Genomic DNA, 17,483 nt, shown 5'->3' with positions numbered 1-17,483 from the left:
AAACCATTATGAAGTTAAATTGCGATTTAGGTGAAAGTTTTGGGGCCTGGTCTATGCCTGTGGAAAAAGACATTATGTCTGAGATAGACCAGGCAAACATTGCCTGTGGCTTTCACGCTGGCGATCCATTGGTAATGAAAGCCGCGCTGGATATTGCCAAAGCCCATGGTGTGTCGGTTGGTGCTCATCCGTCTTACCCTGATTTGCAAGGGTTTGGACGCAGAAGTATGGCAATGCAAGCGAATGAGCTTAGTGCCTGTATTCAATATCAGGTAAGTGCATTAGTAGGGATGGCTGACATAGTGGGCACGCAGGTCGATTATGTTAAGCCACACGGTGCACTTTATAACGACATGATGAAAAATAAGGACATTAGGCAAACCGTGATGAAAAGTGTTGCCGCCATGTGCCAAGGAAAACTTCCGTTGATGGTACAAGCCACATCTGAACACCAAGAAATCATAGATGAAGCAAAACAGCATGGCGTATCGCTGTTGTTTGAAGCTTTTTCTGACAGACGCTATACCGATGAAGGCTATCTACAGTCTCGTCAAATAGACGGTGCTGTACTCAGTTCGCAAGACGCGTTAGTACAAGCCAAGCAACTTATAGAGCAGGGCACAGTAACAACTGCATCAGGCGCCACGTTATCTATTCAAGCAGACAGTTTGTGTGTGCACGGCGATACAGCCGGCGCTGTAGAGATAGCCCGCCAAATTAGAGCTTACCTATAACTATGTTGTTTCAAAAAACACGTTATTTTGAAAGTGGTCTTAAGGTAGGAGATGCTCATGCAACCTTTTGGCAGTATTAAGCAGTTTGTTCCCGTGGGAGCAGATGCCATTATGTTGTATTTTTCAGGTTCAAACCTAGAACAAGCAAATGCCGCCTGTCAGCAATGGTTGCGTGTACTCGATAGGGCTGCCAGAAATAGCGAGCGGCCTTGGCTTGTAGAATGTGTGCCATCCTACGATAGCTTATTAATAATATTCGATATTGAGCGAGTCGATAGCCACTTTGTATACAATACGCTTCGCAGCTGGCAAAACGGTGGAAACACCATGATTGGCCCTGAAGTTGGCAGCTCGGCAGGTGGTGAAACTGAAGTAGCCCCAGGAAAATGCCATATATTGCCTGTGTGGTATGGTGCGCCAGACGCTAACGATCTTGCTGAAATTAGTCAAAAAACATCCCTGTCGATTGAAGAGGCAATTTCACTTCATACCAGCACTGAATATAAGGTTTACGCGGTGGGGTTTGCTCCTGGATTTGGCTACATGGGAGATATTCCGATACAACTACAGTGCCCACGATTAAGCACGCCCAGAAAGAAAGTGCCGAAGGGAGCGGTTGCCATCGCAGATAGACAAACCGCCGTCTATCCTAGCGAATCTCCCGGCGGCTGGAATTTAATGGGCCTGTGCCCTGAAAACATGTTGGATAAAGACAATCAACCTTTGCTAAGTGCTGGCGATACCGTAAAATTTGTGTCGATAACAGAAAGTGAGTTTAACGCCTATCATGAAGGTTGAAGTAATTTCGAAAGGCCTTTTCAGCCTCATTGTTGATGAAGGCAGAATAGGTAAGCAGCGCCAAGGGTTCTCCCAATCCGGCCCTATGGACGAAATGGCGTATCATTGGGCAAATTTTCTTGTTCACAACCCCGACAATACACCCTGTTTAGAAGTGATGGGAAAAATGACGGTCTGTTTTAGTGAGCCTACTATTGTTGCCGTTGCTGGGCGGCAGGTAAAGGTGCAGGTAAACGGGCATGACCAGCCGTCTTATTCCAGTATCAAGGTCAATAAAAATGACCGCTTAAGCTTTGAAAGTGAATATGTTGGAAGTAAGGCGTATCTTGCTATTTGTGGTCAGTGGAAGGTTCCTTATCACGTTGGCAGTGCATGTACTGTAGTTCGAGAATCCCTTGGCGGCCTTCATGGCGATGGTCGAGTGATTAGCGACAGTGACTGTATTGATATTAGTAGTTGCGGTGAGCAAACGTATGCAACGTTATCTGTTCGACAGCTGCCAATCCAGCACAGCATGTCGATAAAGTGCAGAAAGCATGTAGCCAATGACATAGACGCGCCTTTACGTGTTATTAAAGGTTATCAAGAAGCGCATTTTAGTCAGGTAGCGAAGCGCATGTTTGAAAGCTCAGAGTATACGGTCAGTTCATCAATCGACAGAATGGGCTATCGTTTGACCGGAGCAGATATTGCTTCATCACTATCTTCAATGCGCTCAGAGGCTATTCATGTAGGCGCCATTCAAGTACCTCCAGATGGACAGCCTATTATTATGATGCGCGATAGACAAACCCTAGGTGGCTATCCGAAGCTAGGATGTTTAAACCCACTCGATGTGAGTCGCTTGGCTCAGCGGGTTCCTGGGGAAAGTGTTTCCTTTATTTTTCAAAATAGTGAAGAAGCCCGAGCCGACATTCTTTTGTCTCGGCAACACGTGCAGCGATTGAGAGGAGAAATTGCATGACAGTCGCTTTTTTAAACGGTGAATACCTTCCCCTTAGTGAAGCAAAAATTTCACCGATGGATAGGGGCTTCCTATTTGGTGATGGTATTTATGAAGTGATACCGACCTATGCGGGAAAACCGGTAGGGCTTAAGGGCCATTTGTCGCGGTTGGCCTCGGGGCTATCGGCCATTGAAATTGATAATCCTTATGACGATGCCATGTGGACATCCATTGTGCTGCAGCTGGCAACAGAAAATGCTCAGCATATAGAAAGTGGTAACGTGGGAGTGTATTTCCATGTGAGTCGAGGTACTGACACTAAGCGTTATCATGCATACCCAACTGGCGTTACACCAACGGTTTTTGCTTTCGCGTTTGAAATGGCAGCCCCCCAGTCAAATTCAAGAAGCAGTGCCAAGGTGTTTAAAGTGGCACTAGAAGAAGACAAGCGTTGGCAACGGTGCCATATAAAGTCCACATCGTTGCTTGGCAACGTCATGCACTTTCAAAGTGGCGTGAAAGCTGGTGTTAACGAAACGATTTTGTTTAATGAGAAAGGACTGATAACTGAGGCAAGTTCGTGCAATGTATTTATGGTGAAAAACGGCATGATTAAAACGCCGCCCTTAAATAATGAATTGCTGCCAGGGATCACCCGCCAAATTGCACTAGAATCGTTTAAGCGTGCAAACCTTAACGTTGTAGAGGAGTGGTTTTCTAAAGAGTCACTTCTCGATGCAGATGAGGTGTGGCTTACGTCATCGAGTAAGGAAGTGTCTCCGGTTATTGAAATTGATGGGAATGTCATCGGTGAGGGCGAGGCAGGCGAAGTGTGGGAACGGGCAATAAGGGCGTATCACGCTTATAAATTTGACGCTTAATGCGCATATAAGCCACGCTTGAAAAGCGAAAAAAAACCTGCCGATACGTGAGTAAAGGCAGGTTTTTCATTTGAACTTTAGGTCAACACGCCTAAATTAGTCGAGGGTATCGCAGTTCCCGTCGGTACATTCACCGTAAAGGTACAGGCTGTGGTGAGTAAGCTTAATATTGTGCTGCTTTGCCACCATTTCTTGTCGCTGCTCGATAATATCGTCTTCAAACTCAATCACTTTTCCACACTTAAGGCATACTAAATGATCGTGATGGTCTTTATGGCTTATTTCGAAAACAGATTTGCCGCCTTCAAAGTGATGACGATTTAAAATGCCGGCGTCGTCAAATTGGTTAAGAACACGATATACCGTAGCTAAACCAATTTCTTCATCTTGTTCGATAAGAATCTTGTACACATCTTCCGCACTTATGTGTTGATTATTTGGGTCTTGCAGAATTTGTAAAATTTTAAGGCGAGGCAGAGTGACTTTAAGCCCTGCTCTTTTCAATTCTTTATTTTGATCCATTACAACCTACTGAGAAAGTGTGAAAAACATTTGCTGGTATTATAGGTAACTTGTAGCGATTTTAAAGTAAAACTAAGGTTTCTTTAACCTTATGAACGAATTTTACTCATCGACTAAATAATGAGCAAAAAATAAGAGTTTGTTCAATTAAGCGTAAAAAGGTAGCGATTGTTCATTAAGTGCAGGATAAGAAACATGAATATGTAAAATAGATATAAACTTTTGGTGCATTGAATTTACATATTGTTAAACTAGAATTGAAAGACTATTGTGACACTCCTTGCTTTTGTCGGGCGTACTTGTTGGATTCTATTATGCAGTTAACAATAATAAATAAAATAACGTTAGGCTTTGGTCTGTTCGGATGCTTACTTTTATTTACCAGTGTTTTATCTTACTTCGGCCTTAACGATATCCGCAAATCTGCAGAAGATGTTGTTGAGCGAAAAATGCCTGAGCAAACCAGCATGGTAAGAGTGAAAACAGAAATTTTGTCATTATCTGTTATCACAGCAAACGGCTTCCATGTGGAAAACGCTGCTTCATTCGAAAAAAATAAAGCATTATTTGATTCTTTATCTTCTGAATTCACAAAAGATCTCGATAACCTCAAATCGTTAATGCCCTCAAATGACGACGCCCAAAAAGCAATTGCAGATAGTCTTCATTACGTCGATAGCAGTAATAAAATGTATGCGGCCATAAAATCGCGTATGGAAGTAGAGGCGCAGTTGCAAAGCCAACTTGAACAAGTGCTAATGGTGGCCGATGAGGCCAGTGCACTTATGCTTGACCTTTCTTACATCGACTCTAACGATCCAGGTATAGAAACATTAATTGGCGCTGGCACTGCCATAGATAACAAGCTTCTCACAATCAATGACTCTTTTATCGAATTAGCAGAGTCTAATCGCTCAGAAGAAAGCCTAGGGATTATTGATGATTTAAGTTATCAACTCAGTAACCTTCAGGTAGATAGAGACTATATAAATAGGTTAGCAAGCGGCATAGACGACGGTGGCACGGTGAGTGCGTTTAATGAGCAGTACGATGCCTTACTGGTCGCTGTTGATAAGCTAACAGCGCTGCAAACAGCAAAGCTAGACATGATTGAAAACACGGTGAAAGAGAGAAGCAATGCGACCTCATCGCTCAATACGGCCTTAGACGATATCAACGCGTTATTTAAACGGGTTCAAGCTCAAGCGTTAAGTGGGCAAAACGCAATATTAGAATCGGTACAAGCTAACTTAGTTAAAAATACTATTGTTGCTATCTTTGGCCTTATTACCGCTATCGTGCTGGCCGTTGTGGTTACCCGCAGCATCTCAAAACCACTTAGTCGCATTAACCGCGGTTTGAGTTTATTGAGTAAGGGGGATTTAAGCCAGAAGCTACCAGAAGAAGGGAATGATGAGTTTTCAGCACTGTCTGCCAAAGTGAATAGCCTGACCGATAGCCTAAGAGAGCTGGTTGGGAATATTTTAGAGCAAGAAACGCGATTAATCGAAATAGCGAAAGAGAGCGTCGAATTGGGTGATAAGAGCCTCGTTGATGTGGATGACCAACGAGAGCAAGTTAAGGTTACGTCCACCAATACGCAACATGTACAGGAAAAAAGCCGCAGTAACCTTAAACAAATTAATCAGGCTATGTCTGCGCTACGGGATATTACCAATCAGAGTCAAGACATTGGCCACCTCGTAGAGCGAAATAGACAGCAAGTAGATAGCCAAGCTAAACAGGCTGAAACATCTGCAGAGATTATCGCCCGGTTAGATGATAACTCTCGCAGCATTGGTAGCATACTTGACGTTATTAAAACCATTGCAGAACAAACTAATCTATTGGCGCTTAACGCGGCCATAGAGGCTGCCAGAGCAGGGGAGCAAGGACGTGGTTTTGCCGTTGTTGCTGATGAAGTAAGAACCCTAGCAAATCGAACTCATGACTCAACCGAAGAAATTGAGCAGATGATTGGCAACTTACAAAAAGATGCTGCTGAAGCGGTTAAAGCCATTGAATCTGGGAAAGAGCAGGCAAAGGGCAGCGTTGATATTACCCACCAGGTTGCAGAGCAGGTAAAAGGTATTCGGGAAATTATCGAGCAGCTAAGCAACATCAACGAGCACATTGTCACCGATACCGAACAGCAGGACGTGTTGTTGGCCGACGTAGCGCAAAGCTTAAACACCATTGTCAGCTTGGCAGACTCCAGTGCTCAAAGCACAAGGCAGTCTAACGAATCGACCATGAAGTTAGATGCGCAAACTGAAAGCTTGCGAAAAGCGGTTGAGCGTTTTCAATTATAAACGAAAGCATAATGTCAGGGATAAAATACCAGACACAAAAAAACCGCTCATCATGAGCGGTTTTTTATTATCTTTAATAAACGGGCGCTGCTTATGCCAGTTCAGCAAGACATAGCTCATCGTGAATCTGCTTACACCAAGCTTTCACTCGAGAGTCAGTAAGCTCTGGCTGTCTGTCTTCGTCAATACCAAGACCGACAAAGTGATTGTCATCAGCCATGCCTTTAGACGCTTCAAAGTCGTAGCCATCGGTAGACCACTGACCAACAAGAATTGCGCCTTTCGCTTCAACGATATCGCGCACCATACCCATGGCATCTAGGAAATACTCAGCGTAGTCTTCTTGATCGCCACAGCCGAAAATTGCCACTAGCTTATCGGTAAAGTCGATGCCCTCAAGCTCTGGGAAAAAATCGTCCCAATCGCATTGTGCTTCTCCGTAATACCACGTAGGTATTCCAAAGATAAGAAGGTCAAACTCGGCAATATCTTCTTTGCTGCTCTTAGCAATGTCTTTTACGTCAATGAGTTGCTTACCTAATTCTTTTTGAATCATCTTCGCTACGTGTTCGGTATTACCCGTGTCACTGCCGAAAAATAGGCCAACGCTCGCCATAACTAACCTCTATTAATCATTTCTGTCTGTTTAAACGCCTGAATTAAGCCAGAACCATTCGATGAGTCCCTTAGCTAGAAACCCCACGGCACCTAAGCCAAGCACGCCGTAGGTCACTACTTTACCAATGAGAGGAACATCGTTCTTACGCAATACATCGTGCACAGCAAAGCCCATCAATGCAAAAAGTATTGCAAGGCCGCCATATAGCATAATGGACTCTATTAGTTCATAGTTTTCTGCAAGCATGGTTTCGTTAATTCAATATCAGTAATCTACAAAATCTGCGCGAATGATATCACAATATGCGAATGTGTAAGAGACCAAAACATTCAAAAATATGTAATAGTATTCGCTGTCATCGCAAATTTAATAAGAGATTGTTTTATCAATACAAAAAATCAATTTTTTTGTAACATTCTCTCTACAATTGCGTTAAAAGCCGCAGGCTTTTCCGCGTGCAGCCAGTGCCCGACACCTTCAATAATATGCGCCTTCGCATTCGGGAAATAGGTACCGATAGCGGCTTTATGCTCCGCGGTGATATAATCGGAATTGCCCCCTTTTATAAATAGGGTAGGCCCGTTAAATTGTTTAGACGTTTGTTGCCAATCTACTATGTGAGGGTAGCTCTCTATCAGTCCTGCTAAATTAAATCGCCAAGACCATTTACCTTCGTCCGTTTTGTACAAGCTTTTAAGTAAGAACTGTCGTACACCAGGTTCTTCAATAAACTCAGACATTGCCGATTCAGCGTCTTTTCTGCCCTGTATGTCATCTAGTGGAACCGCATTTAAACCATTAAATATGCTGTAATGCCTGTGATTGTATGCAACTGGCGCAATATCAGCCACAACAAGATGACTCACTTTCTCTGGGTAGTTAAGTGCAAACTGCATTGCGACTTTGCCACCTAAGGAATGACCTAGTAGCGCTACACTCGAAAGGGAAAGTGCTTCGACAATATCGTTAATGGCGCTGGCTGCGTTAGTGACGTCAAATCCATTTGTCCATTTCGACTCACCGTGGTCGGGAAGGTCGATGCTTACAATATTGTATTGTTTTTCAAAATGCCGTTTAATTATTGCTAAATTATCAGCGCTTCCAAATAATCCATGAATTAAAAAAAGCCATGACGATGAATTATCGCATTGAGATATTTTGTAATTTATATCCACGTAGTCGCCAAATAAATTGATGAAAAAAAGAGGCCTGCAATGCAGACCTATATAAATGTAATTAATAACAGTATGTATTAAGGCGTGCCTTAATTAATTGAAAAGCTATCCAACGATTTACCACTATCAAGGGCGTCTTTATAAACCCGTGGCATTCTGCCAATACCGGTCCAAGGATGCTCAACGCCTTTTTCGTCTACAAGCTTATATTTAACAGGGCGTTTTTTACCTGTTTTCTTGCTTGTCTCGCTACTTAAAGCCTGCAGGTCTTCAACATTTAAACCTGCTTCTTCCATTTGTTGTTTAATGGCGGCCAGTTTTTCCCGTTTTTCCTGTATTTCTTTTTCTTGCTCTAGCGCTTTTTCTTTTCGCTTATCAACAATATTTGCTAATTTTTCTTGAACTTCTTCCAGTTCTTCAATGCTTAATTCCTTTACTGCACCTTGTAAACGTCTTCCATGGGTTAAAATATCTAAAAAATCACTCATTAATTAACCTTAGTACGTTGGGTGTAAATTCATAATGATAATAATTAATAAACGGGCAAAAAAAAAGCGGGCAGAGCCCACTTTTTAATTTAATACGATATATAGCGTAATTCAGTCGCTAAAAAGCAAACCTTTACACAAATCGACTCAACATTTACATATTCGGATAATTAGGACCGCCAGTACCTTCAGGCACTACCCATTTAATGTTCTGGCTTGGGTCTTTGATATCGCAGGTTTTACAGTGTACGCAGTTTTGTGCATTAATCTGAAAACGCTTTTCACCTTCATCTTCAATAATTTCATAAACACCAGCAGGGCAGTAACGTTGAGCAGGCTCTGCAAATTTCGGTAAGTTTATCTGAATTGGAATAGAAGGATCTTTCAATTGCAAATGACAGGGTTGATCTTCTTCATGGTTTGTATTGGATAAAAACACAGAAGATAGTTTATCGAAGCTCAAGACTCCGTCTGGTTTGGGATAACTGATTTCTTGTGATTTATCCGCTTCGTTAAGCTGCGCATAATCCTTATGCTCGTCTTTCATGGTAAAGGGTAAATTACCTTTAAAGAAATTTTGTTCTAAGGTGTTAAATGCACCGCCCCAGAAATTACCCAATTTATGAATTGCCGGGCCAAAGTTACGCGAACGGAATAATTCATCGTATACCCAAGACGATTTAAATTTGTCTGTGAAACTGGTTAATTCTTTAACCGGTGCTTCATTATTTTCTTTTATTGCTTCAAATATACTCTCAGCAGCCAGCATGCCAGATTTCATGGCCGTATGGTTGCCCTTAATTTTCGCAAAGTTCAGCGTACCAGCGTTACAACCTACTAATAGACCGCCAGGGAACGTCATTTTAGGCAGTGAGTTAAATCCACCCTTAGCAATGGCGCGAGCGCCGTAAGAAACCCGCTTACCGCCTTCAAGGTATTGCTTAAATACCGAGTGATGTTTTAGACGTTGGAACTCATCAAACGGGCTTAAGTAAGGGTTCTCATAATTAAGGTCAACAATTAAGCCCACAAACACTTGGTTATCTTCGGCGTGATACATATAACTGCCGCCAGTGGCTTCATCTAATGGCCATCCCGCGCTGTGCACCACTAAACCTGGCTGGTGTTTGGCTGGGTCGATATCCCAGATTTCTTTAAAGCCGATGGCATAATGTTGTGGCGAACTGTCTTTATCTAGGTTGAAGTGAGAAATAAGTTCTTTACCAAGATGGCCTCTACAACCCTCTGCAAATATCGTGTATTTTGCGCGAAGCTCCATACCCGGCATGTAGCCGTCTTTATGCTCGCCATTTTCACCAACGCCCATGTCGCCAGTTACTACACCGCCAACGCTACCGTCTTCATTGTAAATTGTTTCTGCGGCAGAAAAGCCAGGGAATACTTCAACACCCAACTGTTCAGCTTGTTCTGCAAGCCAGCGGCAAACATTACCCATAGAGACAATATAGTTGCCTTCATTATGCATGGTTTTTGGGGTAATACCGTTTGGCAGCTTTTTGGCCGAATTCTCATCGTTGAGCAGGTAAATGTGATCTTCGGTAACAGGCGTGTTAAGCGGCGCGCCTTTCTCTTTCCAATCGGGGAAGAGTTCATTCATGGCTCGAGGCTCAAAAACAGCACCCGAAAGGATATGTGCACCTACTTCGGAGCCTTTTTCGACTACGCAAACCATTAATTCTTGGTCATTTTCATTTGCAAGCTGCATGAGCTTACAAGCAGTTGATAGTCCAGCTGGGCCGGCACCGACGATGACTACGTCAAACTCCATCGATTCTCGTTCCACGGGAGGCTCCTTATGTTCGTATTTTTATAATGCACTATTGATGAAACAAATAATGCAATGTGTCAAAAACATGTAAATTAAATGTCGACCTGCAAGGTAATCCAGGTTGACGTTTACGTCAACAGTAAGTACATTGCATAGCAGTTTACGTTAACGTTAACTGACAACGCATTTTATGCGCTGGTAAACGTGGTGTTAACGCCTTTTTCGAGCTAGCCTTGTAAAAACGGACGTTCCACGGTTTTTTTTTAACGTAAAGTGCTTTATTAAAGTTTCAAAAAGCGTGGTGAAGTAATACGTTTTTAATTTTTAATAGTTAATTATTAGTGAAACGTAGTAGACACCGACGAACTCTATAATTGAGGTAAATATGAAAATACTCGTACCGGTCAAACGCGCGATCGACTACAACGTTAAGGTAAGAGTGAAAGCCGATGAATCTGGCGTCGACCTTACTAATGCAAAAATGGCCATCAACCCGTTTTGTGAAATTGCTGTTGAAGAAGCAGTAAGATTAAAAGAAAAGGGCATTGCCACTGAAATCGTTGTTGTTTCAATAGGCGATAAAAGCTGCCAAGAGCAAATTCGCACGGCATTGGCATTAGGTGCTGATCGTGGCATTCAGATTGATACCGATCAAAACCTAGATTCTTTACAAGTTGCTAAGCTTTTAGCTAAAGTTGTTGAAGAAGAAGCGCCACAGCTGGTTATTCTTGGCAAGCAAAGCATCGACTCTGATAATAATCAGACGGGTCAAATGCTAGCAGCATTAACGGGAATGCCTCAAGGCACGTTCGCTTCTGAAGTGGCCATCGACGGTGAAAAAGTACACGTTACACGTGAAGTAGACGGCGGCCTTCAAACTATTGCGCTTTCTCTTCCTGCGGTAGTAACCACAGACCTTCGTTTAAACGAACCTCGTTATGCATCACTTCCTAATATCATGAAGGCTAAACGCAAGCCTTTAGATGTTAAAGCAGCGGCAGATTTTGGTGTAGCGCTAGAGTCTCACGTGAAAGTGCTTAAAGTAACGCCACCGCCACAGCGCGAGGGTGGTATTAAGGTAGCAGACGTTGCTGAGTTAGTAGATAAACTTAAAAATGAAGCGAAGGTGATCTCATGACAGTACTTGTATACGCAGAACACGACAATGCGAGCCTAAAAACCGAAACTAATAAACTAGTGCATGCTGCAAAGCAAATGGGTGGCGACATTCATGTATTGGTTGCTGGTGAAGGCTGTCAGGCGGTTGCTGATGCAGCGGCGCAAGTAGACGGCGTTACTAAGGTATTGCTTGCAGACAACGCGGTTTATAAATATCAGCTAGCTGAGAATGTTGCAGATCTAGTACTTGAACTAGCGGGCGATTATTCTCACGTCATTGCAGCAGCAACAACCACGGGCAAGAACTTCATGCCTCGCGTTGCGGCACTTCTCGATGTAGCTCAAATTTCCGATATCATTGGCGTAGAAAGCGAAGATACGTTTATTCGTCCTATCTACGCGGGTAATGCGATAGCGACTGTACAATCAAGCGATGCAACGAAAGTGATTACTGTGCGAGCTGCGTCTTTCGATGCTGCTCCAACAGGTAATAGTGCTGAAGTTGCTGCTATCGACGTAGTAAAAGCAAACGAGAAGTCTGATTTTGTATCTGAAGAGCTTACAGAGTCAGAGCGTCCTGAGCTTACTGCTGCCGATGTGGTTATTTCTGGCGGTCGCGGTATGCAAAACGGCGAGAACTTCAAGCTTCTTGAAGGTATTGCTGACAAACTAGGCGCAGCTATGGGTGCATCTCGTGCAGCCGTTGATGCCGGTTTTGTGCCCAACGACATGCAAGTGGGTCAAACAGGAAAGATTGTTGCTCCTCAGCTTTATATTGCAGTGGGCATTTCTGGTGCCATTCAGCATCTTGCTGGTATGAAAGACTCTAAAGTTATCGTCGCTATCAACAAAGACGAAGAAGCGCCTATTTTCCAAGTTGCAGATTACGGCTTGGTGGGTGACTTGTTTGAAGTACTTCCAGAATTGGAAGGCGCTATTTAATTAAGTATTAGCAGCATGTTTGTATAACAGCTGACTGAATACCTGTTTGAATAAGAGCGATAACACGCAATAAAAAAGGGCTGCTTCTGCAGCCCTTTCTGTAGGGAATCTGTAATTATTTTAGTGTGGCTTGCAAGTGGCTTATACGCGAACTACGGAGTTCTCTTCAAAACTAACTGGTGATGTTCTATATGCATCGGCTTCCCAGTCATTTTCCCAAGTTTTACCGTCTAAAAGGTAGCGGAATTGATATTCGGCATCTTTTTCTAGGTTAACTGTTAGGGTGAAGTCACCGCTTTTTAGCTTTTTCATCGACAGGGGCTTTTCGTCCCAGCCAGTAAAGTCGCCGCAAAGCTCTGCGTTTTTCGCTTCTCCTGCTGCTTCCGCATTCAGTCGAAATGTCACTTTGCACACTGGTTTAGATTTAAGGTATTGCTTCTTAAGACTCATAATGTGTTTCTCTTCAACGTAGCGAAAATATTATTTTTAGAAAAAAGTGTCTTTTCTAACGCTCTTTTTCACTTGAGCGCATAAATAATCACCGATTATCGAAAGTTTTTCAATCAGACTTTTTATTAGTCCAATAATTCCTTATATTACCCGTGCTTTATGTAGCGATGCGGTTTTCAAAAAAAATACATAAAATCTAACAATCTATGTAAAGCAACAGAAAAGAAAAATCAGTACACTGGTTACATACAATAATAAAATATCAGGTCTTATTTAACAGGCCTTCGCAACACGTTCCTAGGGATAGAAAATGAAGAACTCCGGTCTAAAGAAGAGTGGTATACCACTTATTATTATTGTTGTTGCATTCGTTGCAGCAGCAATCATGATCAGCGCTAAAAAACCACCCGAACAGGTTCCCGTTGAGATACCGGCCTTTTTGGTAGACGCGCAAGAGGTGTCACCCGAGTCTATTAGTTTTGTCGTCAGTTCACAGGGTAATGTTGTCCCAAAACATCAAACTGCATTGAGTGCTCAGGTAAGTGGACAAGTCGTCTCTCTATCTGACCATTTTGTAGTAGGGGGAACGTTTAAAAAAGGCGATGTGCTTGCTGTGCTAGAGCAAGAAGATTACATGACCGATATGAAGCTTGCTGAGGCTGAACTTGCGCAAGCGCAGGCTGCGCTACAAGAAGAAATTGCGAGAGGAAAAGTTGCTGAACAAGAATGGCGTTCAGTACGCAACTCAACGCCTCCCGAGTTGGGGTTGCGCAAGCCGCAACTCGCCAAAGAACAAGCGAATGTAAAAGCCTCCGAGGCAAAATTAGAGCGTGCAAGACGTAACTTGGAGCGCACAAAAATAAAAGCGCCTTACAACGGTATTGTGGTTGAGCGAAATATCGATTTAGGTCAGTTCGTAGCAATGGGAACGCCAATTGGTACAGTGTATTCAACTGATACCGCTGAGGTAAGGCTGCCTATTACCGATGGCGACCTAAGGTTTATCAACATTGCCGACCAGTCATCAGACGGTGCAGAGGTTACTTTGCGGGCTACGGTGGGCGGTGCAAAACGCAGTTGGACTGGGCGTCTAGTTCGCTCTGAAGGTATTTTGGATACCGGCAGTCGTGTAGTTTTTGCTGTTGTTGAAGTGACATTGCCTTATCAAATTAATGACGAGCAAGACTCTCCACTTCGATTTGGACAATTTGTTGAGGCCGAGATTACCTCAGGCAGAGACGAAAGCTTAATAGTACTTCCCCGCAATATTCTTCGTTTAGATAACACCGTACTGACTGTGAATGAAAATCGCGAACTTGAAATTGTTCCTGTTGATGTAACACGCACCACGGCTGAAGACGTGTTTATTAGCGGCGGTATAAACGAAGGCACTCTGATAGTGACAAGTGCAGTTCCTAACCCTTATAACGGAATGAAAGTTAGACTACCAGGCGATGAAATAGTGTTAGCCGAAGAAGCTGATCTAGATAAAAGCACTGATAATAATTCAGATAAAGAAAAAATTAATACTGATACCTCAGAAGGTGGCAGCGAATGAGTCGTATAGATACACATAGCGGGTTGATTGCTTGGTTTGCACGCAACAACGTAGCCGCTAACTTATTGATGTGGCTATTGGTCGTTGGTGGCTTATTTGGTGCATTTTCAATTCAAAAACAAGTGTTTCCAAGTTTCGAAATTGATGTAGTTAATGTTCGAGTTCCTTATTTGGGCGCTGCGCCACAAGAAGTGGAAGAGGGCGTACTGCTTAAAATAGAAGAAGCAGTAAAAGAGCTTGAGGGAATTAAGCAGCTTAACGCTACTGCAGTTGAGGGCATGGGAACCGTCAGTATTCAAGTTGAAGAGGGCTACGACGTAAAGTCTTTGCTCGATGAAATTAAGGTACAGGTTGATGCAATTCCCAGCTTTCCTGCCGATACAGAAAAGCCGGTTATATATCGACAAAAGATTCAGCAAGACGTTATCTGGGTATCGGTGTATGGCGATGCTAACGAGCGCGAGTTAAAAGAGTTTGCAAAAGACCTTCGCGATGATATTGCAAACCTGCCCGGCATATCGAGTGTTCAGGTGGTGGGTGCTCGCGATTATGAAATTTCAATCGAGCTTTCTGAATCAGACCTGCAAAAATATAACCTCACCTTTGCCGATGTTGTGGCGCGTCTTAGCCAGTCAAGTATCGACTTACCTGGCGGTTCAATTAGAACTGAAAATGGCGACATTTTATTAAGAACGAAAGGCCAAGCGTATACCGGTTGGGATTTTTCACAAATTATTTTAGTGTCAAACAGCAACGGTACTCGGGTAACTTTAGGCGATGTGGCCTACATTAACGACGGTTTTATCGAGAATAATCAGTACGCTTTATTTGATGGAAAGCCTGCGGTCAGTTTGCGTGTTCGCGCTGTGGGCGATCAAAATGCCTTAGAAATATCTGAGCAAGTTAACCAATACATCGACAAAGAAAAAGAGTCCTTCCCAGCGCACATTACAGCAGACACATGGGGAGACAGCTCGTTTTACCTCGCTGACAGACTCAACATGATGCTAGAAAACATGTTTTTCGGTGCCTTGTTAGTTTTCTTGGTGTTGTCTCTATTTCTTAAAATTAAGCTGGCGTTTTGGGTCATTATTGGGCTACCTGTTTGCTTCTTAGGTACCTTATTGGTAATGCCTTTAGACATGATTGGCGTGTCTATTAATATGCTTAGCTTATTTGCTTTTATATTAGTTCTGGGGATTGTGGTAGATGACGCCATTATTATGGGGGAGTCTGCTTATTCCGAAATAGACGCAAAAGGCCACAGTGCAGAAAATGTTATCGCTGGAGTTAAAAAGGTAGCAATGCCTGCAACCTTTGGCGTGTTAACAACCATTGCCGCATTCTCGCCAATGCTAATGGTATCTGGGCCCTTCGGCATTATTTGGAAAACCATTGGTATGGTGGTTATTGTTTGTCTTGTCTTCTCTCTAATAGAATCAAAGCTGATATTGCCCGCGCATTTAGTGCACATGAAGCTGAAGCCATACGACCCGGCAAAAGCAAATAAATTTCAGCGCTTTAGAGACTTCTTCAGCGAAGGCATTAAGAAGTTTATTCACAATACCTATGCCCCATTTTTGGCTAAGGCCGTGAGAAACCGCTACACCACCGTAGCCTCTTTCCTTGCCATGCTTATTTTAACGGTTGGTTTATTTGGTGGCGGGATTGTGCGGTTTGTATTTTTCCCCAGTATTCCAAGCGACTTTATGTCGGCAAGCTTTGAATTAGAGCCTGGCTCGTCCATTGCTCAGCGCGATCGCGTGCTCGATACCCTTCGAGATGCCATGAGTAGAATGGACAAAAAGATTGAAGAAGAAACGGGCTCTAACGTTATTAAACACGCCATGACTTTCGATAACGGAAACTTGGGTGGTGAAATTTTTGCAGAGCTCACCAAAGGGGAAACTCGCACACTGTCAGACTTTGATATTCAAGATCGCTGGCGGGAAGAAGTACCAGAAATTCCCGGTGTGAAAACCTTTAGCATTAGCTCGCCAGGTGGGCCAGGCGGTGGTGCAGACCTCAGTTTCGAGTTTAGTTCTAGCGATATTAATGCGCTTCGCGCCATTACGGATGAAATAAAAGAAGTTCTTGATACCTACGAAGGCGTTACCGACATTAACGATACGTTCTCTGGTGGTAGCGATGAAATTCAGCTGGCGCTTAAGCCACAAGCGGATGCCCTTGGCATTACGCTGCAGCAGTTAGGTCAACAAGTTCGCTTTGGTTTTTACGGCGCGCAGGTACAGCGTATTCAGCGTGACGATGAAGAAATTAAAGTGATGGTGCGCTATCCAAAATCTGAACGCAGCTCTATTGAGCACCTTGAAAATATGCGCGTGCGAGCGCCAAACGGCCAAGAGATCCCTTTTGAGCAAGTTGCGACCTTCAATTTAGGTCAAGGCTTCGACTCTATCATTCGCGTTGACGGTAAACGCTCGGTCACCATTACAGGTGTAGTGGATAAGGCCTTAATGGACCCGTCAGAGGTGACGTATGATGTTGTAGATAACATCATGCCAGACTTACTTGCTCGCTATCCCAACGTTGAGTTTAAACTACAGGGTAATTCGAAAGAACAAGCCGACGCTATTTTCAGCCTGATGCAAGGACTGCTGTTTGCTCTGTTTGCCATTTATGCCCTGTTGGCGATTCCGCTTCGCTCTTACAGTCAGCCGCTTATTATTATGTCGGTGATACCGTTTGGCGTGGTGGGTGCCATTATTGGTCACTTGGTGCTTGGTATGGCGGTAAGCGTGCTGTCCATCTGCGGAATTATTGCGCTGTCGGGTGTTGTGGTAAACGACAGCCTCATTATGGTTGACTTTGTAAACCGGGCACGTAAAGAGGGACTGTCGTTAATGGATGCCGCCATAAGTGCGGGTACGCAGCGCTTTAGGGCCATTATCTTGACTTCACTGACTACCTTTATGGGCTTGATGCCTATCGTATTTGAACGCAGCTTACAGGCGCAAATTGTAATACCAATGGCCATTTCACTGGCGTTTGGTATTTTGTTTGCCACTGTCATTACACTGCTTCTTGTTCCTGCGCTGTACTTAATTCTTAACGACATAAGAATGATTTTTAAAGGTAAGAATAACGCGGCAAACAGTAATTCTGAAATTGAAAATGCAGGCTGATCTG

Annotated in this window: 16 protein-coding genes; 9 read left to right on the top strand and 7 right to left on the bottom strand. The window is 43.4% G+C overall.

Features of this window, described 5'->3' with window-relative positions; translation table 11 throughout:
- Positions 1 to 8 precede the first annotated feature (8 nt).
- The 4 genes from AC27HD_RS03220 to AC27HD_RS03205 are packed head-to-tail and all read left to right on the top strand — an operon-like array spanning position 9 to position 3,359.
- Positions 9 to 734, top strand: coding sequence for a 5-oxoprolinase subunit PxpA (locus tag AC27HD_RS03220; protein WP_487103740.1), 726 nt, complete (start codon positions 9 to 11; stop codon positions 732 to 734).
- Positions 735 to 791: 57 nt separating this feature from the next.
- Positions 792 to 1,532, top strand: coding sequence for a 5-oxoprolinase subunit PxpB (pxpB, locus tag AC27HD_RS03215; protein ID WP_487103738.1), 741 nt, complete (start codon positions 792 to 794; stop codon positions 1,530 to 1,532).
- A complete protein-coding gene (locus tag AC27HD_RS03210) occupies positions 1,522 to 2,496 on the top strand; it encodes a 5-oxoprolinase subunit C family protein (protein ID WP_487103736.1) in 975 nt (324 codons plus the stop codon). The genes pxpB and AC27HD_RS03210 overlap by 11 nt, the downstream gene beginning before the upstream one ends.
- On the top strand, positions 2,493 to 3,359 hold the full coding sequence (locus AC27HD_RS03205; protein WP_487103734.1) for a D-amino acid aminotransferase: 867 nt from the start codon (positions 2,493 to 2,495) through the stop codon (positions 3,357 to 3,359). Before AC27HD_RS03210 ends, AC27HD_RS03205 begins: the two co-directional genes overlap by 4 nt.
- Positions 3,360 to 3,455: 96 nt before the next feature.
- Here AC27HD_RS03205 and fur read toward each other — a convergent pair whose 3' ends face one another.
- The gene (gene fur / locus AC27HD_RS03200) at positions 3,456 to 3,881 is read right to left on the bottom strand and encodes a ferric iron uptake transcriptional regulator (RefSeq protein ID WP_032095827.1); all 426 of its coding nucleotides are present in this window, start codon (positions 3,879 to 3,881) and stop codon (positions 3,456 to 3,458) included.
- Between the two features lie 314 nt (positions 3,882 to 4,195).
- Here fur and AC27HD_RS03195 point away from each other — a divergent pair, with 314 nt between their 5' ends.
- Positions 4,196 to 6,193 carry a methyl-accepting chemotaxis protein gene (locus AC27HD_RS03195; protein ID WP_487103732.1) on the top strand — a complete coding sequence of 666 codons (1,998 nt, stop codon included), beginning with the start codon at positions 4,196 to 4,198 and terminating at the stop codon, positions 6,191 to 6,193.
- 91 nt (positions 6,194 to 6,284) lie between these two features.
- Here AC27HD_RS03195 and fldA read toward each other — a convergent pair whose 3' ends face one another.
- From fldA to AC27HD_RS03170, 5 genes are all read right to left on the bottom strand, one after another.
- Positions 6,285 to 6,809: a flavodoxin FldA gene (fldA, locus tag AC27HD_RS03190; RefSeq protein WP_032095829.1), complete on the bottom strand. Its 525-nt coding sequence runs from the start codon at positions 6,807 to 6,809 to the stop codon at positions 6,285 to 6,287.
- Positions 6,810 to 6,839: 30 nt separating this feature from the next.
- Positions 6,840 to 7,058, bottom strand: coding sequence for a DUF2788 domain-containing protein (locus AC27HD_RS03185; protein WP_032095830.1), 219 nt, complete (start codon positions 7,056 to 7,058; stop codon positions 6,840 to 6,842).
- Positions 7,059 to 7,210: 152 nt separating this feature from the next.
- A complete protein-coding gene (locus tag AC27HD_RS03180; RefSeq protein WP_487103730.1) occupies positions 7,211 to 7,987 on the bottom strand; it encodes an alpha/beta fold hydrolase in 777 nt (258 codons plus the stop codon).
- Between the two features lie 89 nt (positions 7,988 to 8,076).
- Complete coding sequence (locus tag AC27HD_RS03175; RefSeq protein ID WP_487103728.1) at positions 8,077 to 8,475, bottom strand: H-NS histone family protein; 399 nt, start codon at positions 8,473 to 8,475, stop codon at positions 8,077 to 8,079.
- 154 nt (positions 8,476 to 8,629) lie between these two features.
- The gene (locus tag AC27HD_RS03170; protein WP_032095833.1) at positions 8,630 to 10,279 is read right to left on the bottom strand and encodes an electron transfer flavoprotein-ubiquinone oxidoreductase; all 1,650 of its coding nucleotides are present in this window, start codon (positions 10,277 to 10,279) and stop codon (positions 8,630 to 8,632) included.
- A gap of 370 nt (positions 10,280 to 10,649) precedes the next feature.
- On the opposite strand from AC27HD_RS03170, the gene AC27HD_RS03165 reads away from it, so the two are divergent.
- Together AC27HD_RS03165 and AC27HD_RS03160 are read left to right on the top strand one after the other, a co-directional pair.
- On the top strand, positions 10,650 to 11,402 hold the full coding sequence (locus tag AC27HD_RS03165; RefSeq protein WP_032095834.1) for an electron transfer flavoprotein subunit beta/FixA family protein: 753 nt from the start codon (positions 10,650 to 10,652) through the stop codon (positions 11,400 to 11,402).
- Positions 11,399 to 12,325 (top strand): electron transfer flavoprotein subunit alpha/FixB family protein, encoded by a 927-nt coding sequence (locus AC27HD_RS03160; protein ID WP_349378334.1) that lies wholly within the window; start codon positions 11,399 to 11,401, stop codon positions 12,323 to 12,325. Before AC27HD_RS03165 ends, AC27HD_RS03160 begins: the two co-directional genes overlap by 4 nt.
- Positions 12,326 to 12,466: 141 nt before the next feature.
- On the opposite strand, the gene AC27HD_RS03155 is transcribed toward AC27HD_RS03160, so the two are convergent.
- The gene (locus AC27HD_RS03155; protein ID WP_269519848.1) at positions 12,467 to 12,775 is read right to left on the bottom strand and encodes an isoamylase early set domain-containing protein; all 309 of its coding nucleotides are present in this window, start codon (positions 12,773 to 12,775) and stop codon (positions 12,467 to 12,469) included.
- Between the two features lie 310 nt (positions 12,776 to 13,085).
- Here AC27HD_RS03155 and AC27HD_RS03150 point away from each other — a divergent pair, with 310 nt between their 5' ends.
- Positions 13,086 to 14,333, top strand: a complete 1,248-nt coding sequence (locus AC27HD_RS03150; protein ID WP_487103725.1) for an efflux RND transporter periplasmic adaptor subunit — start codon at positions 13,086 to 13,088, stop codon at positions 14,331 to 14,333.
- Positions 14,330 to 17,479: an efflux RND transporter permease subunit gene (locus tag AC27HD_RS03145; protein ID WP_487103723.1), complete on the top strand. Its 3,150-nt coding sequence runs from the start codon at positions 14,330 to 14,332 to the stop codon at positions 17,477 to 17,479. The genes AC27HD_RS03150 and AC27HD_RS03145 overlap by 4 nt, the downstream gene beginning before the upstream one ends.
- Positions 17,480 to 17,483 lie beyond the last annotated feature (4 nt).

It is taken from the genome of Alteromonas sp. 4NS20-0143, from assembly GCF_057542855.1.
This window is presented reverse-complemented; position numbering and strand designations above follow the sequence as displayed.

What these genes read in the sequence shown, in the direction of transcription:
- AC27HD_RS03160 (WP_349378334.1), top strand. Translation starts at nt 11,399, where the DNA reads ATGACAGTACTTGTATACGCAGAACACGACAATGCGAGCCTAAAAACC.
- AC27HD_RS03175 (WP_487103728.1), bottom strand. Translation starts at nt 8,475, where the DNA reads ATGAGTGATTTTTTAGATATTTTAACCCATGGAAGACGTTTACAAGGT.
- AC27HD_RS03145 (WP_487103723.1), top strand. Translation starts at nt 14,330, where the DNA reads ATGAGTCGTATAGATACACATAGCGGGTTGATTGCTTGGTTTGCACGC.
- AC27HD_RS03165 (WP_032095834.1), top strand. Translation starts at nt 10,650, where the DNA reads ATGAAAATACTCGTACCGGTCAAACGCGCGATCGACTACAACGTTAAG.
- fldA (WP_032095829.1), bottom strand. Translation starts at nt 6,809, where the DNA reads ATGGCGAGCGTTGGCCTATTTTTCGGCAGTGACACGGGTAATACCGAA.
- AC27HD_RS03205 (WP_487103734.1), top strand. Translation starts at nt 2,493, where the DNA reads ATGACAGTCGCTTTTTTAAACGGTGAATACCTTCCCCTTAGTGAAGCA.
- AC27HD_RS03155 (WP_269519848.1), bottom strand. Translation starts at nt 12,775, where the DNA reads ATGAGTCTTAAGAAGCAATACCTTAAATCTAAACCAGTGTGCAAAGTG.
- AC27HD_RS03195 (WP_487103732.1), top strand. Translation starts at nt 4,196, where the DNA reads ATGCAGTTAACAATAATAAATAAAATAACGTTAGGCTTTGGTCTGTTC.
- AC27HD_RS03210 (WP_487103736.1), top strand. Translation starts at nt 1,522, where the DNA reads ATGAAGGTTGAAGTAATTTCGAAAGGCCTTTTCAGCCTCATTGTTGAT.
- AC27HD_RS03185 (WP_032095830.1), bottom strand. Translation starts at nt 7,058, where the DNA reads ATGCTTGCAGAAAACTATGAACTAATAGAGTCCATTATGCTATATGGC.
- AC27HD_RS03220 (WP_487103740.1), top strand. Translation starts at nt 9, where the DNA reads ATGAAGTTAAATTGCGATTTAGGTGAAAGTTTTGGGGCCTGGTCTATG.
- pxpB (WP_487103738.1), top strand. Translation starts at nt 792, where the DNA reads ATGCAACCTTTTGGCAGTATTAAGCAGTTTGTTCCCGTGGGAGCAGAT.
- AC27HD_RS03150 (WP_487103725.1), top strand. Translation starts at nt 13,086, where the DNA reads ATGAAGAACTCCGGTCTAAAGAAGAGTGGTATACCACTTATTATTATT.
- fur (WP_032095827.1), bottom strand. Translation starts at nt 3,881, where the DNA reads ATGGATCAAAATAAAGAATTGAAAAGAGCAGGGCTTAAAGTCACTCTG.